Annotated in this window: 24 protein-coding genes and 1 riboswitch; of the genes, 20 read left to right on the top strand and 4 right to left on the bottom strand. The window is 34.8% G+C overall.

Going from position 1 to position 23,088, the window contains the following annotated elements:
* Positions 1-6: 6 nt before the first annotated feature.
* Both rho and ACE83Q_RS04825 read left to right on the top strand, forming a co-directional pair.
* Positions 7-1,272 (top strand): transcription termination factor Rho, encoded by a 1,266-nt coding sequence (gene rho, locus ACE83Q_RS04830; RefSeq protein WP_409021602.1) that lies wholly within the window; start codon positions 7-9, stop codon positions 1,270-1,272.
* Positions 1,273-1,378: 106 nt separating this feature from the next.
* Positions 1,379-1,642, top strand: coding sequence for a type B 50S ribosomal protein L31 (locus ACE83Q_RS04825; RefSeq protein WP_409021601.1), 264 nt, complete (start codon positions 1,379-1,381; stop codon positions 1,640-1,642).
* 85 nt (positions 1,643-1,727) lie between these two features.
* On the opposite strand, the gene ACE83Q_RS04820 is transcribed toward ACE83Q_RS04825, so the two are convergent.
* Positions 1,728-2,963 carry a multidrug efflux MFS transporter gene (locus ACE83Q_RS04820; protein ID WP_409021600.1) on the bottom strand — a complete coding sequence of 412 codons (1,236 nt, stop codon included), beginning with the start codon at positions 2,961-2,963 and terminating at the stop codon, positions 1,728-1,730.
* A gap of 106 nt (positions 2,964-3,069) precedes the next feature.
* Between ACE83Q_RS04820 and ACE83Q_RS04815 the strand changes: the two genes are divergently transcribed.
* A complete protein-coding gene (locus ACE83Q_RS04815) occupies positions 3,070-3,780 on the top strand; it encodes a class A sortase (RefSeq protein ID WP_409021599.1) in 711 nt (236 codons plus the stop codon).
* 39 nt (positions 3,781-3,819) lie between these two features.
* On the opposite strand, the gene ACE83Q_RS04810 is transcribed toward ACE83Q_RS04815, so the two are convergent.
* Positions 3,820-4,284 carry a low molecular weight protein-tyrosine-phosphatase gene (locus ACE83Q_RS04810; RefSeq protein WP_409021598.1) on the bottom strand — a complete coding sequence of 155 codons (465 nt, stop codon included), beginning with the start codon at positions 4,282-4,284 and terminating at the stop codon, positions 3,820-3,822.
* Between the two features lie 189 nt (positions 4,285-4,473).
* Between ACE83Q_RS04810 and ACE83Q_RS04805 the strand changes: the two genes are divergently transcribed.
* The 11 genes from ACE83Q_RS04805 to ACE83Q_RS04755 all read left to right on the top strand — a co-directional run bounded on the left by ACE83Q_RS04805 (position 4,474) and on the right by ACE83Q_RS04755 (position 14,032).
* On the top strand, positions 4,474-5,031 hold the full coding sequence (locus ACE83Q_RS04805) for a LemA family protein (protein WP_409021597.1): 558 nt from the start codon (positions 4,474-4,476) through the stop codon (positions 5,029-5,031).
* A gap of 18 nt (positions 5,032-5,049) precedes the next feature.
* Positions 5,050-5,943 (top strand): zinc metalloprotease HtpX, encoded by an 894-nt coding sequence (gene htpX / locus ACE83Q_RS04800; RefSeq protein WP_409021596.1) that lies wholly within the window; start codon positions 5,050-5,052, stop codon positions 5,941-5,943.
* A gap of 28 nt (positions 5,944-5,971) precedes the next feature.
* Positions 5,972-6,760, top strand: a complete 789-nt coding sequence (locus tag ACE83Q_RS04795; protein WP_409021595.1) for a hypothetical protein — start codon at positions 5,972-5,974, stop codon at positions 6,758-6,760.
* A gap of 94 nt (positions 6,761-6,854) precedes the next feature.
* A complete protein-coding gene (locus ACE83Q_RS04790; protein WP_409021594.1) occupies positions 6,855-7,925 on the top strand; it encodes a D-alanine--D-alanine ligase family protein in 1,071 nt (356 codons plus the stop codon).
* A gap of 37 nt (positions 7,926-7,962) precedes the next feature.
* Positions 7,963-9,339, top strand: coding sequence for a UDP-N-acetylmuramoyl-tripeptide--D-alanyl-D-alanine ligase (gene murF, locus ACE83Q_RS04785; protein ID WP_409021593.1), 1,377 nt, complete (start codon positions 7,963-7,965; stop codon positions 9,337-9,339).
* A gap of 162 nt (positions 9,340-9,501) precedes the next feature.
* The gene (locus ACE83Q_RS04780) at positions 9,502-11,121 is read left to right on the top strand and encodes a DEAD/DEAH box helicase (protein ID WP_409021592.1); all 1,620 of its coding nucleotides are present in this window, start codon (positions 9,502-9,504) and stop codon (positions 11,119-11,121) included.
* 161 nt (positions 11,122-11,282) lie between these two features.
* Positions 11,283-11,642 (top strand): holo-ACP synthase, encoded by a 360-nt coding sequence (gene acpS, locus ACE83Q_RS04775; RefSeq protein WP_409021591.1) that lies wholly within the window; start codon positions 11,283-11,285, stop codon positions 11,640-11,642.
* Positions 11,643-11,653: 11 nt separating this feature from the next.
* Complete coding sequence (alr, locus tag ACE83Q_RS04770) at positions 11,654-12,775, top strand: alanine racemase (RefSeq protein ID WP_409021590.1); 1,122 nt, start codon at positions 11,654-11,656, stop codon at positions 12,773-12,775.
* Positions 12,776-12,840: 65 nt separating this feature from the next.
* Positions 12,841-13,074 carry a hypothetical protein gene (locus tag ACE83Q_RS04765; protein WP_409021589.1) on the top strand — a complete coding sequence of 78 codons (234 nt, stop codon included), beginning with the start codon at positions 12,841-12,843 and terminating at the stop codon, positions 13,072-13,074.
* Between the two features lie 14 nt (positions 13,075-13,088).
* Positions 13,089-13,460, top strand: a complete 372-nt coding sequence (locus tag ACE83Q_RS04760; protein WP_409021588.1) for a type II toxin-antitoxin system PemK/MazF family toxin — start codon at positions 13,089-13,091, stop codon at positions 13,458-13,460.
* 17 nt (positions 13,461-13,477) lie between these two features.
* Positions 13,478-13,522: riboswitch (PreQ1 riboswitch) on the top strand.
* Between the two features lie 9 nt (positions 13,523-13,531).
* The gene (locus ACE83Q_RS04755) at positions 13,532-14,032 is read left to right on the top strand and encodes a QueT transporter family protein (RefSeq protein WP_409021587.1); all 501 of its coding nucleotides are present in this window, start codon (positions 13,532-13,534) and stop codon (positions 14,030-14,032) included.
* A 32-nt stretch (positions 14,033-14,064) separates the two neighbouring features.
* Here ACE83Q_RS04755 and cbpA read toward each other — a convergent pair whose 3' ends face one another.
* Together cbpA and ACE83Q_RS04745 are read right to left on the bottom strand one after the other, a co-directional pair.
* On the bottom strand, positions 14,065-14,700 hold the full coding sequence (cbpA, locus tag ACE83Q_RS04750; protein WP_409021586.1) for a cyclic di-AMP binding protein CbpA: 636 nt from the start codon (positions 14,698-14,700) through the stop codon (positions 14,065-14,067).
* A gap of 148 nt (positions 14,701-14,848) precedes the next feature.
* Positions 14,849-15,811, bottom strand: coding sequence for an L-lactate dehydrogenase (locus ACE83Q_RS04745; RefSeq protein WP_409021585.1), 963 nt, complete (start codon positions 15,809-15,811; stop codon positions 14,849-14,851).
* Between the two features lie 209 nt (positions 15,812-16,020).
* On the opposite strand from ACE83Q_RS04745, the gene pth reads away from it, so the two are divergent.
* The 6 genes from pth to ACE83Q_RS04715 all read left to right on the top strand — a co-directional run bounded on the left by pth (position 16,021) and on the right by ACE83Q_RS04715 (position 23,026).
* Positions 16,021-16,584: an aminoacyl-tRNA hydrolase gene (pth, locus tag ACE83Q_RS04740; RefSeq protein ID WP_409021584.1), complete on the top strand. Its 564-nt coding sequence runs from the start codon at positions 16,021-16,023 to the stop codon at positions 16,582-16,584.
* A 36-nt stretch (positions 16,585-16,620) separates the two neighbouring features.
* Positions 16,621-20,142, top strand: coding sequence for a transcription-repair coupling factor (mfd, locus tag ACE83Q_RS04735; RefSeq protein ID WP_409021583.1), 3,522 nt, complete (start codon positions 16,621-16,623; stop codon positions 20,140-20,142).
* Positions 20,143-20,163: 21 nt separating this feature from the next.
* The gene (locus ACE83Q_RS04730; RefSeq protein WP_409021582.1) at positions 20,164-21,732 is read left to right on the top strand and encodes an oligosaccharide flippase family protein; all 1,569 of its coding nucleotides are present in this window, start codon (positions 20,164-20,166) and stop codon (positions 21,730-21,732) included.
* Between the two features lie 17 nt (positions 21,733-21,749).
* Positions 21,750-22,016, top strand: coding sequence for an RNA-binding S4 domain-containing protein (locus ACE83Q_RS04725; protein ID WP_409021580.1), 267 nt, complete (start codon positions 21,750-21,752; stop codon positions 22,014-22,016).
* Positions 22,017-22,060: 44 nt separating this feature from the next.
* Complete coding sequence (locus ACE83Q_RS04720; protein ID WP_409021579.1) at positions 22,061-22,447, top strand: FtsB family cell division protein; 387 nt, start codon at positions 22,061-22,063, stop codon at positions 22,445-22,447.
* A 99-nt stretch (positions 22,448-22,546) separates the two neighbouring features.
* The gene (locus ACE83Q_RS04715) at positions 22,547-23,026 is read left to right on the top strand and encodes a S1 domain-containing RNA-binding protein (protein ID WP_409021578.1); all 480 of its coding nucleotides are present in this window, start codon (positions 22,547-22,549) and stop codon (positions 23,024-23,026) included.
* Positions 23,027-23,088 lie beyond the last annotated feature (62 nt).

Below are 23,088 nucleotides of genomic sequence, written 5' to 3'. Positions count from 1 at the left end.
GATTAAATGAGCGACTTCTTAACAATGGGTGAATTAAAAGATAAGACGCTTAAAGAAATTTACGGCTATGCCCAAGAATATAAAATACAATATTATAGCCAAATGAATAAAAAAGAATTGTCTTTAGCGATTCTAAGGGCTCAAGCAAAACAACAAGGATTCATTTTGATGGAAGGTGTCTTAGACATTGTTCCTAATCAGGATGGGTTCGGTTTTTTGCGTCCAATTAACTATGGCCCATCACAAGAGGACATTTATATTTCTGCCTCACAAATTAAACGATTTAATTTAAGAAATGGGGATTTAGTCGGAGGTAAAGCACGGCCACCAAAGCCTAATGAACGTTATTATGGGTTAATGCACGTTGATACAGTTAATGGTAAAAATCCGGAAGAAGCAAAGGAACGTCCACATTTTCCTGCACTGACGCCTTTATATCCTAATCGACAATTAACTTTAGAAACAACCAGTCAAAATCTTTCAACGAGATTAACTGATTTATTTGCTCCTATTGGATTTGGACAACGTGGTTTAATCGTGGCACCGCCTAAAGCTGGGAAAACAACTTTACTTAAAGAGATTGCTCAAGGAATCGCAGAAAACCATCCCGATGTAAAATTAATCGTATTATTAATTGATGAACGACCTGAAGAAGTGACTGATTTAGAACGATCAATTAAAGGTGATGTTGTATCGTCAACATTCGATCAACAACCAGAGAACCATGCGCGTGTTTCTGAACTTGTTTTAGAACGTGCAATGCGATTAGTTGAAGATAAGCAAGATGTTGTTATTTTAATGGATTCAGTTACTCGATTGGCTAGAGCATATAATCTAACGATTCCGCCAAGTGGTCGAACGTTATCAGGTGGGATTGATCCAGCAGCATTTTATCGACCTAAAAAATTCTTCGGTGCTGCACGTAATATTGAAGAAGGTGGCAGCTTGACGATACTAGGAACTGCTTTAGTTGATACAGGTAGCCGAATGGATGATGTGATTTATGAAGAGTTCAAAGGAACCGGTAATATGGAATTACAGCTTTCAAGAGAGCTTGCTGAACGTCGTATCTTCCCTGCTGTTGATTTGAAAAAATCAAGCACACGTAAAGAGGAATTGTTATTATCTAAACAAACAATTGAAGAACTATGGCAGATTCGAAAGATGATGACAGGCGATTCACTAGGCGCTACGGAACGTGTTATCCAAAAAATGAAGAAAACAAAAAATAATGCTGAATTTTTAAAAGAGTTAACAAAAACAAGTAAATAAAATTTAATTGTAAAACGAGTTAATTCGTGATAAGATTGTGCATGTTGTAATATAAAGAATAACTCTAATTCAGCAGATGGATTAGGGCAAAGGAGAGTACTTACTTATGAAAAAAGAAATCCATCCAGATTACCATGAAGTTGTATTTATGGATACTACTTCAGGTTACAAATTTATCTCAGGTTCAACAAAACATTCAGAAGAAACAATTGAAATGGAAGATGGCAAATCATACCCATTGATTCGTGTCGAAATTTCATCGGATTCACATCCATTCTATACTGGACGTCAAAAATTCACTCAAGCCGATGGCCGTGTGGATCGTTTCAACAAGAAATATGGTCTTACAGACGCAAACGCTGCAAAATAAGAACTATTTCGAAAAGGAAGAAGCCAATAAGCTTCTTCCTTTTTTTATACAAAAAAATAGTAACGTTCAATCTAATTGAACGTTACTATTCAGCTTTTCGTGAATACATCCCTTTTGTGACGTAGATAACCCAGATGAGATTAATACCAACTAAGATAGCGGTAGAAATAAAGACACCTTTGTAATCAAATACGCCAGAAACGGTAGATCCAATCATAGGACCAACAACTGATCCCATGGCTTGGAATGACTGGTTGTAACTGAACACTCGACCTGTGAATTCTGCCGGTGTATTTTTTGTTAAAATTGTTTGAACTGCGGGTAACATTGCGGCATCCGTAATTCCAATTAAGAAACGTAAGCCGCCAAGTTGCCAAACATTAGTCACTAATGCCATTGGAATAAAAATGAAAATCGCGACAGTAAGTGCAATTTTTAAAATACGTTCTGTCCCAATTTTATCACCTAAGTTTCCTAAACGAGGCGCAGCAATTAGTGTCGCTATTCCTGGAATAGAAGCTACACACCCACTGATAAAGGTAATATTTCCAACGTTATGTAGTAATTCTCGAACGTATAAGCTTAGAATAGGACTAATAGAGTAATTTGATGCTTGGATGATTAACGTAGTGACAAACATCCCGATAATTAATTTAGGATGATGTAATTTCTTGAAAATTTCTTTTGACGTTTGCATTTCACCTTTTTCAACAGGTGTAAAATGTTCATGTACAAAGAAATAGCTAAGTAAGAAAACAATTAACAAAATAACAGCAGTAATGAAGAAGGTAATACGGTAGCCGAAGACCCCAGCTATTGCGCCACCGATTAGTGGTCCAAATAAAGTACCCGTAACACTACCGGTAACTAAAATACCGAGCGCTTTACCACTTTGCCGCTTGGGTGTCTCTGTTGCAATCAGTGCCTGTGAGTTACTAATGTAACCAGAAAAAACACCTTGTAATAAACGTAACGCAATTAATTGGTAAACGTTACTGACAAGCCCCATCAGGCCTAAAACAATGGCCATTCCGAATGAAGCTCTTAGAATCATTAATTTACGACCTTTTCGATCAGCTAAACGACCCCATAGTGGGGAAACAATGGCGGTAATTAAAAATGTAGAAGAATAGGTAATGCCGCTATAAAAATTTAATTCGGTTTTGGTGAAGTCACCTAATGTATCAATATAAAGTGACATAAATGGCATGATTAAACTAAATGCCACGCCAGCCATGAACGTACCAAACCATAAAACAAATAAATTTTGTTCCCAAGGTTGTCTAGAACGAAAAAATGTTGATTTTAGTGAAGTCAACAAATTAAACAGTCCCCCTAAAGATATTTTTGATAATTATAATCATAACACTAAACAAGAATAAAAGTTATATGGTAAAATAGTTGTTAAGGGAAAGTGGGGGCTATTAATGGAAAAAAATAAAGCAGTTAAAAAAAGTCGTTGGAAAAAATGGCTAACAACTATATTATTAATGCTATTGTTATTGGTGGGACTTTCACTAGTATTCAATGAACAAATTAAAAACTTTATTGTTGGACTAACAGACCCAACCATTAATTCAGAATTAGTCGATAAAAATAAAAATAAAAAAGCATCCTTTGATTTTAGTGAAGTTAAAAGTTTGAATACGGCAGATGTCGTAAAAGCAAAAGCAAATGAAAAAAATTTAGTTTTACTTGGAGAAATTAGTATTCCGGATGTCTCAATGAATTTGCCGATTGCTAAAGGCGTTAGCACTGATACCTTGGCACTTGCTGCTGGAACTTTAAAGGAAAATCAAAAAATGGGCGAGGGTAATTATGCACTTGCTGGACATCATATGATTCGAAAAGATTTATTGTTTAGTCCATTAGTCAGTATGAAAATTGGCCAAAAAATCTATTTGACAGATGCTAAAAAAATTTATGAGTATGAAACATCTAAAATGAAATATATCAAAGCAACGGACGTTCAAGTTATTGATGATGTACCCGGAGAGAAATTAGTCACATTAATTACTTGTGATGATACGGGTGCCGGACGTTTGATGGTCCAAGGTGAGTATGTTAAAGATTGGACATATAAATCTGCACCAAAAACAGTTCAAAAGTATTTTAAAATGATTCATAATAATATTTAATAAAAATGACCACAAATTTAAAATTTGTGGTCATTTTTATTATTTTAATTGTGCTTTAATATAGTCAATCCAGTAAGGCATGCCAAGACTAATTAAGTTATACGTTTCGTCAAAGTCACCAGTAATCCATGGATCAGGAACAGATTCTGTTTCTTTACCGGGAACAATTGAAAGGAAATTAACGATTTTTTCTTTTTTAGATGCAGGTGCAGCTTTTTCAAGACGTTCAACATTGATATCATCCATTGCAATAATTAAATCACTATTAATGAAATCTAAGTAACTAACTGGACGTGAGATTAAGCCATCTGTTGGAATCTGATGTTCCACAAGTTTAGTAATAGTCCCTTCATGGGCGCCATTTCCTTCTTGTGAAGAACTTGTGCCAGCAGAATCAACAGTTACTTGGTCAGAAAGGTTTAACTTAGCTAAATCGTCTCGCAACATTGCTTCAGCCATTGGTGATCGGCAAATATTTCCCATACATACAAATAATACATTCATGTTAATAATCTCCTTTACAAATTTCTTAATAATGCTATTATGCCATAATAATCATATTATTAAAACCAGTTAGATAAATTGGTGTAACCGTTAGCTTAATTGCTTTCTAAAAGGGGCTAACTTTGGTATGATGATTAAGAATAGAAACTAAAATAAGACACTTTATATTTAAAGAGGAGACTGAAAATTATGGCAATGATTATTATCGGAGTTATCGTAGTACTTTTAGTTATTATGTACATTAGTGGCTACAATGGTTTAGTAAAAGCAAAGATCCGGACTGAGGAATCATGGAGTCAAATTGACGTCCAATTAAAACGTCGTAATGATTTAATTCCTAACCTAGTTTCAACTGTTAAGGGATATGCAACTCACGAAAAAGAAACATTTGCTAAAGTAGTTGAATTACGTAATCAATTAACACAAGTACCAACGGATGCACATGAAACAACAATGGAAGTTTCTAATCAATTGAGTCAATCATTGAAAAGTATTTTTGCGTTATCTGAAAGCTATCCAGATCTAAAAGCTAACACAGAATTCACTAAGTTAATGGAAGAACTATCAAATACAGAAAATAAAATTTCTTATTCACGTCAACTATTTAACTCAACTGCTGCAAGTTTAAATGCAAAAATTCAATCATTTCCAAGTAACATTGTTGCCGGAATTCATCATTTTACAAAAGTAGAATATCTTGAAGTTCCTGAAGCTGAAAAAGCTGTACCCAACGTTTCATTTGATTAAACAGTTAGGAGATAACTAATGCTATATGATCAAATCGCGCGAAATAAGCGCAAAACAGTTTACGTTTTAATTGGTTTTGTTTTATTGATGGTTGCGATTGGTAGTGCCGTTGGCTATGTTTTTTTCAATAGTGCTGTTTCTGGACTACTCATGGCTGTTGTCATTGCAGTTGTTTATATGGGATTGATGATTTCACAATCAACTAGCGTTGTCATGAGCATGAATCATGCAACTGAAATAAAATCAGTCGATGATGCACCTGAATTATGGCATGTTGTTGAAGATATGGCGATTGTGGGCCAAGTTCCAATGCCAAAAGTGTTTATTATTGAAGATGACAGTCCTAATGCGTTTGCAACGGGAAATAATCCAGAACACGCGGCAGTTGCTGCAACAAGTGGCTTAATCAATCGATTAAATCGTGAAGAATTAGAAGGCGTTATGGCGCATGAAATTTCGCATGTACGCAACTACGATATTCGATTATCAACAATTGCATTAGCATTATCGGCAGCAATCTCATTATTAGTAAATATTGGAATGAACTCATTTTGGTGGGGCGGAGGTCGCCGTCGAAGTGATGATCGAGAAGGTGGCGGATCATTAGAAATTATTTTGATGATTTTATCATTATTATTGGTTATTTTAGGCCCAATTGCAGCAACAATTGCTCAGCTTGCACTTTCTCGGAATAGAGAATATCTGGCTGATGCTTCTGCTGTTGAATTAACGCGTAATCCACAAGGCCTAATTCATGCTTTGGAAAAAATTTCTGATAGTAAACCAATGGAACGTGCCGACCCAAGTAGTGCGGCACTTTATATTTCAAATCCATTGAAGAAAAAAACAACTGGATTATTTCAAACGCATCCACCAATGGAAGATAGAATTGAAAGATTAGAAGCAATGTAAACTATTTTATAAAATGGGGATGATAGTGGTGAGAGACAATTTAGTCTACGTTCATGTTGAAACGGTTTCTCATTTGATCTTATCATATGGGATTTCCAAAGAAGATTTCATAACAAGCATTCCCAGATTACCAACTAATATTTTATCGTTAAACCCAGTGGATTATGAAAATGAAATTGACATCGCAACAGGATTTAACACGGTAACCGGGGAAGAAGATACTGCACGTTATTTGAATAAAAAGACCGTTGGGTTAAAGCAAAGTTGGATTGATTTCGATAGTCAAGATGATTTAGAATTAATAACACCAAGAGAAGTAGCAGAGTTTTTGTATTTGGGACATGCATTTTCCCATATTCAATCACCATTTTATTATAAATTACAAAATGACTACGTTTTTTTAACGTTACCAAATGATGCATTAAAAATATACTATCGTTATTTAACGCAATTTTATAACGTTTTTTCTAAATCAACTATTAGACATGCAAATCAATCCTATCGTGAAAAAAATGGCCTGTTTAGAAGACGTCCTATGGCGTTGAAAAAGATACCTAAAAAAATTGTTGAAGAATTAATGCCATTATTTGTTGAAGGTGTAATATTAGATTTTTCAAGGATCACAATTAATAATACGAAGTTAATATTACCTGTCTATATTATGATAGATAACGTTTCTCAGATGAAGTGGCATGAGCCAACATTGGAGACAGAAAGTGCCAAGTTAGTTGCTAATTTGGAGTATCGATTTGTGGATCAAGAGTGGTTTATCGAAGTTTCTAACAAATCTGCTTTTGAAGACAGCATTATATTCTAAAAAGATAACGTATTATTATGTTATCTTTTTTTATTTTTGTTGAATTTAAAAAGAATGGTACAATAGGACGTGCAAAAAATGGAGGGCAATACGAATGCGAGTTTATTTACTCTATGGTGGTAAAAGTGCAGAACATGAGATCTCACTTTCAACTGCTTTTCAAATAACACAAGCGATATATTACCAATACTATTCGGTAATTCCAGTTTATATTACGAAAACAGGGGATTGGCTACAAGGTCAGACACTTAACGAACCTGTTAAATTTGTTGATAATTTAAGACTTAGAGAAGCAGATGAAAAAAGACAAGCAACGAATAATCATGAAAATTCAACTGGAATAAAATTTTTGCCAAATGGATTTGACCCTGAAGATAGTGTGGTTTTTCCTGTCTTACATGGCCCAAATGGTGAAGATGGAACTGTCCAAGGACTACTTGAAACGTTGAATATTCCCTATGTTGGTAATAGTGTACTAGCATCGGCTGTCGGTAATGATAAAATAATGAGTAAATTACTTTTTAAACAAGCCGGAATTCCGGTTGTACCATTCCAAGCAATTGATGCACAGTCTTGGGAAAATAATACTGCAAGTGTGATTGCCAGATGTGAGGGCGAATTACTTTATCCAATGTATGTAAAACCATCTAATTTGGGTTCAGGAATTGGTGTTACACAGGTAAATAATAGTGTTGAATTACAATATGCAATTGATAATGCTTTTGAACTTGGTCCTCGAGTGATTGTAGAACGAGGTATTGTAGCACGTGAAATTGAAATTGGATTACTAGGTAATGAAGAAATCGCAACAAGTGTACCAGGAGAAATTTTGTCATTTGATGATGTCTATGATCGTAAACTTGCAATGAAAGAAGACCATGAAGCTAGAATTCCGGTTGAACTTGACGAGGAATTATTGGCTAAAATAGTTAGTTTTTCTAAAACAGCTTTTGCGGTTATTGATGGATCAGGACTTGCTAGGTGTGATTTTTTTATTAGCGCTAACCAAGATATTTATCTAAATGAGATCACAACGATGCCAGGATTTTATAAAAATGCAATGTATCCTAGATTATGGGAAGCTGTTGGGCTGAGTTACAGTGATTTAATTGAAGAATTATTACAATTAGCATTGAAAAAAAATCAGGCAAATAATAGTAAATAATAGATTTAATGGTCATATGAATGCGAGGGTTTATATAATGAAAATGCAATTAACTGAAATTGCGAGTGCAGTTAGCGCCAAGAACGAAATTAGTGATGAACCGATTAATATATTGAGTGTTTCATTTGATAGTCGACAATTGACAGAAGGCAGCTTATTTGTGCCTATTGTGGCAGAAAATGATGGTCATGATTATATCCAAAGTGCGATTGATAATGGTGCAACGGCAACATTATGGGCGGTTGATCATCAAGATACAATGCCAACGGAGATTCCGGCTATTTTAGTTGATGATACATTGAAGGCTTACCAAGATTTAGCAAAACACTACTTGGATAAAATTAATCCTAAAGTTGTCGCAGTGACTGGTAGTAACGGTAAAACGACAACTAAAGATATGATTACAGAAATTTTAAGTCAGCAATATAATGTTTGTAAAACGGAAGCAAATTTCAATAATCATTTAGGCGTACCAATGACCTTATTAAGTATAGAACCTAATACGGAAGTTGTTGTTGTCGAAATGGGGATGGATCATCCTGGTGAGTTAGACTTTTTAAGTCGGATTGCACAACCTGATGTCGCTGTTATTACGATGATTGGCGAAGCACATATCGAATTTTTTGGTACGCGAGATAAAATTGCGGATGCAAAAATGGAAATTGTGAATGGGCTGAAAGAAGATGGCTTGTTAGTTTATAATGCAGATGAACCGTTATTAAGAGAACGTGTTTCTAATATTGAACAGCAATCATTTGGCTTTGGTCATGGTGAGAGTGCTGACTTGAGTGTTTCAAACGTTGTCGGCAATCAAACAATGACTAGTTTTAAGGTGAGAGAAATGGCTGATTTCAATTTTACAATTCCAATGATTGGCACGTATAACGTAGATAATGCAATGGCTGCTATTTCAGTTGGTCGCCATTATCGTGTGTCACCTGAAAATATTGTAAAGGCGCTTAGTGATTTCGATTTAACGAAGAATCGGACAGAGTGGCTTAGGGGTCATTTGGGTGAGTCGATTTTAAGTGATGTCTATAATTCAAATCCAACAGCTGCAAAAGCGGTTATCAAAGCATTCTCAAACAGTGATGTTGAAGGTAATCGAATGGTTGTTTTGGGTGACATGCTTGAATTAGGTGAGCAATCTAGCGATATGCATCTTAGCCTCGCTGATAGTTTTGATAATGAAAAAATTCAAAGCATTTATCTTTATGGAGAACAAATAAAATCTTTAGCAACAGCATTAAAATCAAAGTATGATGATCAGCATCTTCATTATTATGATTTAGATGAAAAAGAAAATATGGTTCGAGATTTATTAAAAATACGTACTGAAAAAGATTCTATTTTGATTAAAGGAAGCCATGGGGTACATTTAGAAACCGTTTTATCGGCCTTACAAAGTAATTAGAGAGTTGCTTAATATTATTTAAGGTGCTATTATAGTTTAAATAGTGACTCATGAAGGGTCAGACTTAAATTAATTTAACTTTACAAGACAGTAATTGACGACGAACTCTTAACTGTGTTGTGAAGCATGTTAGTTTGCAAACACATTAGGAGGAATTTATACTTGAAATTTACAGAATTAGGACTATCCGATGAACTACTAAAGGCCGTTCAACGCAGCGGTTTTGAAGAAGCAACACCTATCCAATCTGAAACAATTCCAATGGCTTTAGAAGGAAAAGATGTTATTGGACAAGCACAAACAGGTACTGGTAAAACTGCTGCATTTGGTTTACCAATCTTAGATACAATTGATACAACAAAAGATGAAGTTCAAGCACTTATCATCTCACCAACACGTGAACTTGCTATTCAAACGCAAGAAGAACTTTACCGTTTAGGTAAAGAAAAACATGCTAAAGTTCAAGTTGTTTATGGTGGGTCTGATATTCGTCGTCAAATCAAGAGTCTTAATCGCGCACCTCAAATTTTAGTTGGAACACCAGGACGTTTATTAGATCATATTCGTCGTCGTACTGTTAAATTAGGTAATGTTAAAACTTTAGTTTTAGATGAAGCTGATGAAATGTTAGATATGGGATTCGTTGAAGATATCGAAAGTATCTTAACAACTGTTCCTGACGAACGTCAAACATTGTTATTCTCTGCTACAATGCCAACTGCTATTCGCCGTATTGGTGAAAGATTTATGACAGATCCAACTTTGGTAACTGTTAAGGCAAAAGAATTAACAACTGACTTAGTTGATCAATTCTACGTAATCTCAAAAGATTTCGAAAAATTTGATATCATGACACGTATGTATGATGCTCAAAACCCAACACAAACAATCGTGTTTGGTCGTACAAAACGTCGTGTTGATGAATTAGCTAAAGGATTCGAAATGCGCGGATATAACGCTAAAGGAATCCATGGTGATTTATCACAACAACGTCGTATGAGTATTTTACGTGAATTTAAATCAGGTAAACTTGATATTTTAGTAGCTACTGATGTTGCTGCTCGTGGTTTAGATATTTCTGGGGTTACCCATGTCTTTAACTATGATATTCCTCAAGATCCTGAAAGTTATGTCCATCGTATTGGCCGTACAGGCCGTGCCGGACATAAAGGTACTTCATTGACATTTGTTTCACCAAATGAAATGGATTACTTACGTCAAATCGAAAAATTAACTAAGAAACGTATGGTGGCTTTAACACCACCTACAGATGATGAAGCATTTGCTGGTCAAATTGAAACAGCAATCGCTGACGTTACTGCTTTAGTTAACAAAACTGATACTAAAAAATATGCAAAACAAGCCACTGAATTAATGGCTAAATTTGATGTTGCTGATTTAGTTGCAGCATTGCTTAGTGATGTTATTAAAAATGATTCATCACAAGTACCTGTTAAGATTACACCAGAACGCCCATTACCTAGACGTAAGGGTGGCGGTGGTGGCGGAAACAACCGTCGTAGCGGCAATGGCGGTGGAAATCGTCGTGGTGGCAACGGTGGTGGTTACCAAGGCAACCGTAATGGTGGCGGAAACCGTAGTAACGGTGGAAGTTCAGATCGTCGTAACGGAAGTAGCGATCGCCGTAGTAATAGTGGTAGCTCAGACCGTCGTAGCAATGGTAATGGTGGCGGAGGTTACAAAGGTAACCGCTCGAACGATAATCGTTCAAACGGAAGTAGCGCACCAAAACGTAACTTCACAATCAGAACAAAAGATTAATTTGAATATTGAAAAGAGACCTATTAATTTAGGTCTCTTTTTTTGTTTAATATTACTATTCTTACAATATTGATAGATGAAATATAAACGATTTTAGTGCAGAAAATGAATAAATTTGATAAACTTAACAAAGATATCAACGAAAAGAAATAGGTGATAATATGATTTATGGAATTGGTGTTGATATAGCCGATATTGATCGAGTAGTAAAGTTGGCAAAACAACATGAACAATTTATAACAAAAATTCTCACAACAAATGAAATTAAACAGTTTGATGAATTAAAGGGTAGCCGTAAGGATGAATTTATTGCTGGAAGATTTTCCGCCAAAGAGTCATATAGTAAGGCTTTTGGAACGGGAATAGGGGATAAAGTTGGCTTCTTAGATGTTGAAATATTAAATGATGAAATTGGTAAACCGATAATTATAAAACACCCTTTTGAGGGTAATGGCTTTATTTCAATTTCACATACGAATAATTTAGTTATGACTGAAGTTATTTTAGAAAATCAAGAATAGGGGATGTAAAAATGGTTGTAGGTTATCATCGTCCAACTCAAATCGTGGTAGATAGGGCAGCTATTAAGGCAAATATTACAGCTGAAAAAAAGACATTAACAGATGAGACGGTTATTTTTGCTGTTGTTAAAGCTGATGCGTATGGTCATGGATTAATTGAAGTAGCTAAAGTTGCAAAAGATGCTGGTGTAAAAGGTTTTTGTGTGGCAATAATTGATGAGGCTTTAGCATTACGAGAAGCCGGATTTGTTGAACCTATCTTGATTCTGGGATTAACGAAAGTTGAATATGCACCGTTACTGGCAAAAAACAAAATATCTGCGACTGTTTCAGAACTTAGTTGGTTACAAGAAGCTAATAGGTTGCTGAGTGAAGAAAAATTGGCTCCTTTAGCTGTTCATTTAGCATTGGATACAGGAATGGGTCGTATTGGTTTTAGAGAATCAGAACCGTTTTTAGGGGCAATTAACTTCCTTGGAAGTCATCAAAATACATTAAACTTTGAAGGGGTCTTTACTCACTTTGCGACAGCAGATTCTTCTAATGATGCATACTTCAAAAAACAGATGTCAAAATTTAATGAATTAATGTCAGTGGTTTCTGATAGACCTCGTTATGTACATGTTTCTAATTCTGCAACGAGCTTATGGCACTCAGCTTGCAATGGCAATATGATTCGGATGGGTATTTCAATGTATGGATTAAATCCATCTGGTGGCGAATTAAAATTACCCTATGCGTTAAAACCAGCATTTGGGTTAACATCTGAATTAAGTTATGTGAAAGAAATTCATGCAGGTGATTCAGTTGGTTATGGTATTACATACCAAGCTCGAGAAAACGAATGGGTTGGTACGGTACCAATTGGTTACGCAGATGGTATGCCCCGAAAGATGCAAGGCTTTAAACTGTTAGTTGACGGTCAATTTTGTGAAATAATTGGTCGAGTTTGCATGGATCAATTAATGATTAGATTGCCACATGAAATGCCAAATGATACAAAAGTAACTTTAATTGGCCAAGATGGTGATGAAATGATTACAGCACAAGATGTTGCAACGTACGCTGAGACAATTCATTATGAAATGATCTGTGCACTTTCAGGACGAGTACCACATATCTATCTAAATTAATATTTATTTGCTTAGTTTACTATGGTAAACTATCTGTAGATTGTAATTCTATGGGGGAAGTGCAGATGGATAAAAATGAGAAAGTAGCAATGAGTCATATAGCCGATTACTGTGCATATTATTCGATTACCAATGAGGCTTTGAATGACAGCGAAATATTTAACTCTATTTTAAGTCATAAAAAAACGATGGATGAGTTAATTGATGGCTACTCAGAAATGGGACAATTGAATAGTGAAATCTGTAATGATTTTAAAGGATCTGAAGATGAAGTGTTATTGCACCTTCAAATTATGTAGAGAGTTGGGATAAGATGGTTGAAAGTATCATACGTGGTGATATATTCTATGCAGATTTATCACCCGTTATTGGTTCTGAACAAGGCGGTATGAGACCTGTTCTCATTATCCAGAATAATATTGGGAATCGTTATAGTCCGACAGTCATCGTTGCCGCCATTACGGCGCGCATCCAGAAGCCTAAAATGCCAACACATGTTGGACTTTTAGCAAGTAGAGATGGTATTGAAAAAGATTCAGTTATACTAATGGAGCAAATTCGCACAATTGATAAGCAACGCCTAAAAGATCGTATCACGCATGTATCGAAAAAAAGTATGCTTGAGGTTGATGATGCGCTTAGAATGAGTGTTGGACTTGTTTCAGCAATACATAAAGAAAAATAAACAGTAAAAAGACATAAAAAAACGTGGTTCGTAACCATCCCACGCTAAAAAACTAAGGGAGTCTATTAATAATGACAAAAAATAATCGTGTAAACCAGGTAATCATTAATGGTTTAATTGCTGCACTTTATATTGTATTGGCAGTTGTTCCAGGAATGGTGAACATGGCTAGTGGTGCTATTCAATTTCGACTATCAGAAGGATTGAATCACTTAGTACTTTTTAATAAGAAATATATCTGGGGTGTTTCATTAGGGGTTATCTTATTTAATCTCTTTTACAGCAGTCCGTTAGATGTTCTTTTTGGGGGCGTACAAACAATCATGGGTCTTTTAATTGTGATTTTTGTTAGTCCTAAGTTTAAGAAAATGTGGCAAAAAATGCTTTTAAATATTATGGTTTTCTCATTTACCATGTTTTTAATCGCTATTATGTTGAACATTACAGCGAACTTACCATTCTGGCCTACTTACGGAACAACAGCATTATCTGAATTTGTAATAATGACAATTACAGCACCAATAATGCTCGTTTTAGATCGTGCTATTCACTTTGATAAAAGAATGCATTAAAAAAACAGACCTGAAAAGGTCTGTTTTTTTGTTTAACTACGTAAATCTTCAATTTCAGAAACAATAAATTCTTTACGCCCTAAGTTATCAACAATTTTATCAACTTTTTCTTGATTTACACCAGCTGGTAATGTGAATAATGTTCGGCGTAATAATTCGCCTTCTTTAACATCTAAAGTCATACAACTAGCAATTGATGAATATTTTGTAATGATTTTAGCCATATCAACTAAATCACCACGTTCGCCGGCTGAAATAACAGTTAAGACATAACTACCAACATCAAAATTCCATGATTGAGATAACATATCTAGAAGACGTGTATGTGTTAGAATACCCTCGAAATAGTTGTTTTCATTTAAAACAGCAATATAGGGTAAATCTTTAATTGAAAAGAAAACGTTGAAGAAAGCTGAATCAGATGAAATAAACTTAGTCGCATTTTTAAGAAGATAAGTAACAGGAAGTGACATATCGCCACCCTGTGATTTATGACGATAAATATGCATTTTATAAATATTACCACGGAAAATTTGACCTGTTTCATCTAAGATTGGTACACAACGGAACCCAGAATTTTCTAGGACCGTAAGTGCTTCTTCAAGTGTGACACTTTCACGGACGGTGGTTAGTTCTTTTAATGGTTTAACTAAAGTATTTAATAACATATAGGCGCCTCCAAATATTAAATTTTTCTCATTTACATTTTTATAATACCATAAAAAAAGCTTTTTAACAGTAATTTGACTATTAAAATTGTATTAAAAAAGGAACGGAAGAATGTCTTCCGTTCCTTTTTTGGAAAATAATTAAGAATTATTCACCTAATGCTTTAAGACCATCATTTAATACTTGTTTCAAAGTAGCAGCTGAATCAGTCATACGTTTAGATTCAACATCACTTAAAGGTACTTCGATGATTTGTGCAAGACCTTGGCCATTAACAACACCTGGTGTACCGATATAAATATCGTTCAAACCATATTGTCCGTCCATGTATGCACTAACAGGTAATACGGCATTTTCGTCACGCAAAATTGCTTTTGAAAGACGCGCTAATGCTGTACCAATACCGTAGAATGTTGCGCCTTTTTTGTTGATGATTTCGTAAGCTTTGTTACGAACGTCATCTTCAATTTTAGCAAGTTGATCATCAGAAATGTTGTTAGCTTTTGCCCAATCTAAGAATGGAAGACCACCAACAGTTGCAGCTGAGTAAGCAGCAAATTCTGTATCGCCATGTTCGCCCATCATGTAAGCATGGATTGAACGAGGATCTGTAATGTCAGTTAATTTGCTTAAAGCAACACGTAAACGTGAAGTATCAAGTGAAGTACCTGAACCAATAACACGATCTTTAGGGAAACCAGAGAATTTCATTGTTGCGTAAGTTAAAATATCAACTGGGTTAGCAGCAACTAAGAAAATACCTTTAAATCCAGATTCAACAATTGGAGATACGATACTCTTCAAGATGTTTAAGTTTTTGTTTACAAGGTCAAGACGTGTTTCACCTGGTTTTTGTGGAGCACCAGCAGTGATAACGACAAGATCTGCATCTTCACAGTCAGAGTATTCTGCTGAGTAGATACGTTTAGGAAATGCGAATGGTGTTGCATCTTCTAAATCTAAAGCATCTCCGACAGTGCGATCTTTCGCAACATCGATGATACCGAATTCTTCGCCGACACCTTGGAGTGTCATTGCGAATGCGTAACTAGAACCTACGGCGCCATCGCCGACTAAGATAACTTTTTGATGATTTTCTGTTTTTGTCAAAATAATTCATCCTTTCAGAGCTATAATTATTACTGAATAATTATAACATGTTTGTTTGTGAAAAAACATACTAGATGAGAGAGTTCTTTCATAAAATTTTCATAAATCTAGTATGGTATAATAGTTGAAAGAAAAGAATAGGGTCGAAATGCTGGGTAAGTTGAATAAACTTGCCCAGATGTTTGCGTTTATTTAAAGGAGAAATTAAAATGAAAATGATAGTTGGTTTAGGAAATATTGGACAAAAGTATGATGGAACAAGACATAATGTTGGATTCGCTACAGTAGATGTATTTGCAAAACAACATAATGCCGATTTTGGATCTAGCAAGTATGAAGCACAAGTGGCATCTTTTAATCTAAATGGTGAAAAAATTGTCTTAGTAAAACCTTCTACTTATATGAATGATTCAGGTCGAGCTGTTAGACCATTGATGGATTTCTATAAAATTGATGTTTCAGATATCCTTATTGTGAATGATGACCTTGATTTAGAAGTTGGTCGGATTCGATTACGTCAAAAAGGATCGGCTGGCGGACATAATGGCTTAAAAAGTATTATCGCACATACAGGAACACAAGAATTTAAACGCATTAAAATTGGTATTGATCATCCAGACAAAGTTTCTGTCGTAGATTGGGTATTAACGAAATTTTCTAAAAACCAAGAAAAAGATTTAGGTGATGCCATTAATACAGCAACTTTAGCAATCGAGGATTGGTTGGAAACAGATGATTTTATGAATACGATGAACAAGTATAACCATAAATAAGAAAAAGCTGTTTAGAAAAGGGTAAAGGGTAGAATAATGAATTTAGAAGCAATGATGCAGACTGTTCCTGGTGTAGATAACTGGCTAACAAATATTGAACCTAATACAAGACAATTGTTAACTGGACTAACGGGTTCAGCTAAAACATTGATGTTAGCTACTATTTTTAAAGATAAAAAAAGATCTATGTTGGTTGTGACAGATAATTTATTTCATGCAACACAATTAAATGAAGATTTAACTAACTTTATTGATGAAGAAGATGTGCTTACATTCCCAGTTGAAGAATTATTAGCTGCAGAACTGGCAACAAGTTCACCAGAATCTAAAAGTGAACGTGTCCAAACGCTTCAAGCCCTATTAGAAGGGACACCAAAGATTGTTGTGACATCAATCTCGGGGTTACGACGTTTTCTAGCACCTGTTTCGACATGGAAACAAGCAACGTTAAACTTAGCTGTTGGAAAAGATATTGATTTGAAAGCCACGGAAACTCAACTCTTTACGATGGGCTATCAACGTCAAAAGTTGGTTGAACGTCCTGGGGATTTTGCTGTACGTGGTTCTATCTTGGATATTTACCCATTAACCGTAGAAAATCCAATTAGACTAGATTTATTTGACACGGAAATAGATTCATTACGTTATTTTGATGTGACTAATCAACGAAGTTTAGAGAATGTGGACCAGATTCAAATTATACCCGCGACTGATTTTATTGCGACTGATACTATGTTATTTGAAGCTAGTCAAACATTAAAAAAAGCGTATGGTGTTGAATATAAGCGATTAGATAATGATGATCAAGAGCGATTAGAATCAAATATTATGCCACTTATGAGTGATTTTGAAAAAGGTCGTTTGGCTCCGGAACATTTATTATTTAGCGATATTATTTATCAAGGTAAAACAAGTTTGTTAGATTACTTGGGTAGCAATGGTTTAGTTGTAATGGACGATTATCCAAGATTATTAGAAGCTGAGAAGACGCTTAGGCTAGATGAAGATAACTGGATGGCAGATAAGTTAAAAACACATCAAGTTTTGTCTACAAGTGTTTTTGGATTTGAATTACGAGATTTGTTGAAAAATGAATCACATGCTGAATTATTTCTGGCGCATTTTCAAAAAGGAATGGGTCATCTAAAATTTAACCAATTGATTGATGTACCAGGGCATGCCATGCAACAATTTTTTAGCCAAATGCCATTATTAAAAACAGAAATGGATCGTTGGTTAAAAAAGAAACAGACTATTATTGTTATGGTTCAAGATAAAGAACGACTTGATAAAGTTTCACAAACCTTGGATGATTTTGAGATTCCTTCTATCATGACGACTTTGGATAGCCTACAGTTGGGGAAAGTTCAGGTAGTAGAAGGCAACTTACAAGCTGGATTTGAATTGCCAATGGCTAACTTAGTTGTTGTGACAGAACATGAGATGTTTAACAAAGTCACAAAAAAACGTCCAAAACGCCAAACTTTAGCGAATGCAGAACGACTTAAAAGCTATCAAGATTTAAAACCAGGAGACTATGTGGTCCATGTTAATCATGGTATTGGACAGTTTATCGGAATGGAAACATTAGAAGTCGATAGTAAGCATCAAGATTATATGACAATTTCTTATCGGGATGAAGCTAAATTATTTATTCCAGTGACCCAATTAAACATGGTTCAAAAGTATGTTTCTTCTGAATCTAAGTCGCCTAGAATTAACAAATTAGGTGGTACTGAATGGACCAAAACAAAGAATAAAGTTGCTGCTAAAATTGAAGACATTGCGGATGATTTAGTTGCATTGTATGCTGAACGTGAAGCAGAAGTTGGATTTCAATTTTCAAAGGACAACGATTATCAGATGGAATTTGAAAACGCATTTCCATACTCTGAAACTGAAGATCAAATTAGAAGTTCAAATGAAATTAAGCATGATATGGAACAAAAGAAACCAATGGATCGTTTACTGATTGGTGATGTTGGTTTTGGAAAAACAGAAGTTGCGCTGCGTGCCGCTTTTAAAGCCATTCAAGATAATAAACAGGTTGCTTTATTAGTGCCTACAACGGTGTTAGCACAACAACATTACGAAACAATGATTAATCGATTCGAAGGATTCCCAGTTGAAATCGGGATTTTATCTCGTTTTAGAACAAAGAAACAACTTAAAGAAACAACTGATAAGATGGCTAGCGGCGCGTTAGATATTGTCGTTGGGACACATCGAATTTTATCAAAAGATATTCAATTTGCCGATTTAGGATTATTAATTGTTGATGAAGAGCAACGTTTTGGTGTGAAACATAAAGAACGACTAAAAGAGTTTAAGTCTCAAGTTGATGTCTTAACATTAACGGCAACGCCAATCCCAAGGACACTAAATATGTCGATGCTTGGGGTTCGCGATTTATCAGTAATTGAAACGGCACCATTGAACCGTTACCCAATTCAAACTTATGTAATGGAACAAAATGGTGGAACTATTCGAGATGGGATACAACGTGAACTTCAACGTGGTGGACAAGTTTTTTATTTGCATAATCGAGTTGAAGATATTGAAAAAGTAGTTTCAGAAATTGAGATTATGGTTCCTGAAGCCAGTGTTGCGTATATCCATGGGCAAATGACTGAAAACCAATTAGAAAATGTCTTGTATGATTTCATCCAAGGTGTTTATGATGTGTTAGTAACGACGACAATTATTGAAACGGGTGTAGATATTTCTAATGCTAATACATTATTTGTCGAAAATGCTGACCACATGGGATTGGCACAATTGTACCAGTTACGTGGTCGTGTTGGCCGTAGTAGTCGAATTGCGTATGCCTACTTTATGTATAAACCTAATAAAGTTTTGACTGAAGTGAGTGAAAAACGCTTAGAAGCAATCAAAGACTTCACCGAATTGGGTTCTGGATTTAAAATTGCTATGCGAGATTTATCTATTCGTGGAGCAGGAAATCTATTGGGTCGACAACAACATGGCTTCATTGATTCTGTTGGATATGATTTATATACACAGATGTTGACGGAGGCTGTGAATAAAAAACAAGGTAAAAAAGCTGAGCCTAAATCAGATTCTGAAATTGACATTAATATTGAAGCTTATTTACCATCATCTTACATTGATGATCAGCGTCAAAAAATTGAAATTTATAAACGTATTCGACAACTTGATAATTATGATCAATATTTAGAAGTACAAGGTGATTTAATTGATCGTTTCGGCGAATTTCCAACTGAAGTGAATAACTTAATGGAAATTGGCTTACTTAAATTATTTGCCGATAAGGCATTAGTTGATAAAATTAAAAAAGATAAAGATCAGTTAATTGTTTCTGTTTCAGAAAAAGGAACGACTTTGCTGGGTACGGAAGCAATTTTCAAGGCATTATCAGCGACAAAATTAAAAGCATCATTAAAACCACAGGGCAAACAAATGCGTGTGATTCTAGTGATTCAACCTAAGATGACTGAAACTGACTGGTTGATTGAATTACAAAACTTTGTTCAAGCGTTAAGCGAATCCGTTGGATCAGTAACTGCAGCTAACTAATAAAAAAGGAATCGAAATGATATGGGAAATAAGCAACTTAGACATTTAATGCGTGGTGCAATGATTCTATCGATTGCCTCACTAATTGCCAAGATTTTGAGTGCCATTTACCGAGTGCCATTCCAAAATTTAGTCGGAGATACGGGCTTTTACATTTATCAACAAGTTTATCCTATTTATGGGATAGGGATGACTTTTGCTTTAACTGGATTTCCTGTTTACATTAGTAAGTTAATTGCTGAAGAGCCCTCAAAAGAAGATAAAATAAAATTATCTCATGATATATTTATTGTTTTGAGTATATTTAGTTTAGTAATCTTTTCTGGCTTACAATTAGGATCTTCATGGATTGCGACGGCTATGGGTGATCGACAGTTAGCGGGCTTAATTAAAAGTGTTTCATTTATGTTCTTATTTTTACCTGTTTTAGCAGTGGGACGTGGTTATTATCAAGGTATTTTTGCAATGAACAAAACTGCTGTCTCACAAGTTGTTGAACAATTATTACGTGTTGGTCTCATTATTTTAGCGGCGTATATTGCAGTTGAAAATAACATGTCATTATATTCGATGGGAGCATGGGCAATGTTCGGGGCAACCATTGGTGCTATTGGCGCAAGTTTTTCTTTTATTCACTTTTTCAGGGCAGAATTTAGGAAGATTAGGCTTCAAATAAACTGGCAAAGATTACTGATAACCTCTAAAAAATTATTTTCGGAAGGACTTATTATCTGTCTATTTGCAGCAATGATGGTGTTATTACAATTAATCGATTCATTCACAGTGAAAAATGGATTAGTACATTTTGGTTATTCAAACAATATTGCAAAATCATTAAAGGGAGTTTATGACCGCGCGCAGCCCTTAGTACAACTTGGACTAGTTATTTCTGTTGGGTTCTCTTCGATGTTATTGCCGTCTTTGGCATCGGCCCGTCGTGAAGATCGAAAAAAGGATTTTCAAAGATATGCTGGGATGTTAGTGCACATAACGGTGGCATTATCGATGGCGGCAACCATCGGACTGATTGCTGTTATGCCGCTTGTTAACCAAGCTTTATTTGGAGATCAACTTCAAAATGGCACATTATCGGTTTATATGTTTAGTATTTTCTTAGCAGCAGTTATTGGAACATACAATAGTGTTCTACAGAGTCTGGGATTGTATCGTACGTCAGTGATTGCTTTGATCATCGGATTGTTACTCAAAATGAGTATTAATTTTTACCTAGTTTCTATATTAGGGACAGTAGGAGCAAGCATTGCAACAATTTTAAGTTTATTACTTGTATTAATCGCCATGTGGATTATGTCACCCAGTGAGATTAGACAGTTACTAATTGATCCCAAATTTATGATGAAATTAACTTTAATTTGTGTAATTATGGGAATTGTGGTTTATTTATTAGATAATCAGTTAATCAATTGGACGAGTGACAAGCGATTGTTGAGTGGCGTCATAGCACTCATTTCTGGATCTATTGGTGCTGGTATATTTGGTGGTTTAGCAGTTAAATGGAAATTATTTTCTATTCGAGAATGGCTAAGCTTTCCATTTGGGAAACGTATTTTAAAAAAATTTATAAGATAAATAAAGGGGATTAACTAATGAGATTAGATAAATTTTTAAAAGTGTCACGTATTATAAAACGTCGTACAGTTGCAAAAGAAATTGCAGATAAGGGTCGAATTACGATCAATGATAAAATTGCAAAATCTTCAACAGATGTTGTTGTTGGGGATGAATTAACTATTCAATTTGGTAATAAAACGTTGACTGTTCGAGTTATGGCACTTAAAGAAACAACAAAAAAAGCAGAATCAATCGATTTATATGAAGTTGTTTCTGAAGTTTATACAGAAGAAAGTCGATAATTATCGATTTTTAATTGGAGTCCTTTATTGGGTTAGGAGACAAGATGGCCGATAATAAATCGAAAATTAAATTTTTAGATAATGATTTTATGAAAGCTAATAAAACAGAGAGAAAAAAAGATCAACGAGTGGCAACTATTCACCGCCGACGTCTGATCGGATTAGGAGCTGTTTTAATAATTATAATCATTTTCTTCAGCGTACAGTTAATTTCAACCAAGCTTAAGGTTGCACATTATAAGCAGGAAACAGCAGTTGAACAAACGAAATTAAAAAAGGCTAAAGCAAATCAAAAAGATCTTAAATTTCAAATTAAACAATTAAATGATAACGATTATTTATTAAAATTAATTCGTGAAAAATATTATTTCTCTAAAAAAGGTGAAACTGTCTATAGTTTTCCTAGCGATAAAGCAAATTTAAAAAACTAATCAAGCAGGGATAGAATTGTCCATGATTTAACTTTGTATCAAGGTTTATAGCGTGGTATACTAGCATGGTATATATATCTAAGGAGGAACAACTTTTTTATGTCTATTGAAGTCGGAGAGAAAGTTTCAGGTAAAGTTTCAGGAATTACAAATTTCGGTGCATTTATTGATTTGGGTGACAGAAAAACAGGATTAGTACATATTAGTGAAGTTTCTGATGGATTCATCAAAGATATTCATGATGCACTAACTGTTGGGGATGAAGTCACAGTTAAAGTTTTATCCATTGGCGACGATGGCAAGATAAGTTTATCAATACGAAAAGCAGTTGATAAACCTCAAGTAACAGAAACAAAATCTCGTCCACAGAAAACATTTAATAAAGATACTCGCGCATCGAATGGTTCTCGTCCATCAAATGGTGGTAAGAATCGCTATCAGACAAAAAAAGTTGAACCTCAAAAAGATGACTTTGATTCATTGTTGTCAGGTTTCTTGAAAGATAGTGAAGATCGGTTAGTTTCATTAAAGAGAAGTACTGAAGGTAAGCGCGGTGGCCGTGGTGGCCGACGTAATTAATAACGAATTTTAAAGATGAGTGGTTGAAATGAAAATTTTAAACCACTCTTTTTTTAATGAAA

The sequence above is a fragment of the Dellaglioa kimchii genome, from assembly GCF_046115505.1.
In the GTDB taxonomy this organism is placed as follows: Bacteria; Bacillota; Bacilli; order Lactobacillales; family Lactobacillaceae; genus Dellaglioa; species Dellaglioa kimchii.
This window is presented reverse-complemented; position numbering and strand designations above follow the sequence as displayed.

Excerpts from the sequence above, each read along its gene's own strand:
- rho (WP_409021602.1), top strand. The coding sequence starts at position 7 with ATGAGCGACTTCTTAACAATGGGTGAATTAAAAGATAAGACGCTTAAA.
- ACE83Q_RS04825 (WP_409021601.1), top strand. The coding sequence starts at position 1,379 with ATGAAAAAAGAAATCCATCCAGATTACCATGAAGTTGTATTTATGGAT.
- ACE83Q_RS04815 (WP_409021599.1), top strand. The coding sequence starts at position 3,070 with ATGGAAAAAAATAAAGCAGTTAAAAAAAGTCGTTGGAAAAAATGGCTA.
- ACE83Q_RS04810 (WP_409021598.1), bottom strand. The coding sequence starts at position 4,284 with ATGAATGTATTATTTGTATGTATGGGAAATATTTGCCGATCACCAATG.
- ACE83Q_RS04805 (WP_409021597.1), top strand. The coding sequence starts at position 4,474 with ATGGCAATGATTATTATCGGAGTTATCGTAGTACTTTTAGTTATTATG.
- htpX (WP_409021596.1), top strand. The coding sequence starts at position 5,050 with ATGCTATATGATCAAATCGCGCGAAATAAGCGCAAAACAGTTTACGTT.
- ACE83Q_RS04790 (WP_409021594.1), top strand. The coding sequence starts at position 6,855 with ATGCGAGTTTATTTACTCTATGGTGGTAAAAGTGCAGAACATGAGATC.
- murF (WP_409021593.1), top strand. The coding sequence starts at position 7,963 with ATGAAAATGCAATTAACTGAAATTGCGAGTGCAGTTAGCGCCAAGAAC.
- acpS (WP_409021591.1), top strand. The coding sequence starts at position 11,283 with ATGATTTATGGAATTGGTGTTGATATAGCCGATATTGATCGAGTAGTA.
- alr (WP_409021590.1), top strand. The coding sequence starts at position 11,654 with ATGGTTGTAGGTTATCATCGTCCAACTCAAATCGTGGTAGATAGGGCA.
- ACE83Q_RS04765 (WP_409021589.1), top strand. The coding sequence starts at position 12,841 with ATGGATAAAAATGAGAAAGTAGCAATGAGTCATATAGCCGATTACTGT.
- ACE83Q_RS04760 (WP_409021588.1), top strand. The coding sequence starts at position 13,089 with ATGGTTGAAAGTATCATACGTGGTGATATATTCTATGCAGATTTATCA.
- ACE83Q_RS04755 (WP_409021587.1), top strand. The coding sequence starts at position 13,532 with ATGACAAAAAATAATCGTGTAAACCAGGTAATCATTAATGGTTTAATT.
- cbpA (WP_409021586.1), bottom strand. The coding sequence starts at position 14,700 with ATGTTATTAAATACTTTAGTTAAACCATTAAAAGAACTAACCACCGTC.
- pth (WP_409021584.1), top strand. The coding sequence starts at position 16,021 with ATGAAAATGATAGTTGGTTTAGGAAATATTGGACAAAAGTATGATGGA.
- mfd (WP_409021583.1), top strand. The coding sequence starts at position 16,621 with ATGAATTTAGAAGCAATGATGCAGACTGTTCCTGGTGTAGATAACTGG.
- ACE83Q_RS04730 (WP_409021582.1), top strand. The coding sequence starts at position 20,164 with ATGGGAAATAAGCAACTTAGACATTTAATGCGTGGTGCAATGATTCTA.
- ACE83Q_RS04725 (WP_409021580.1), top strand. The coding sequence starts at position 21,750 with ATGAGATTAGATAAATTTTTAAAAGTGTCACGTATTATAAAACGTCGT.
- ACE83Q_RS04720 (WP_409021579.1), top strand. The coding sequence starts at position 22,061 with ATGGCCGATAATAAATCGAAAATTAAATTTTTAGATAATGATTTTATG.
- ACE83Q_RS04715 (WP_409021578.1), top strand. The coding sequence starts at position 22,547 with ATGTCTATTGAAGTCGGAGAGAAAGTTTCAGGTAAAGTTTCAGGAATT.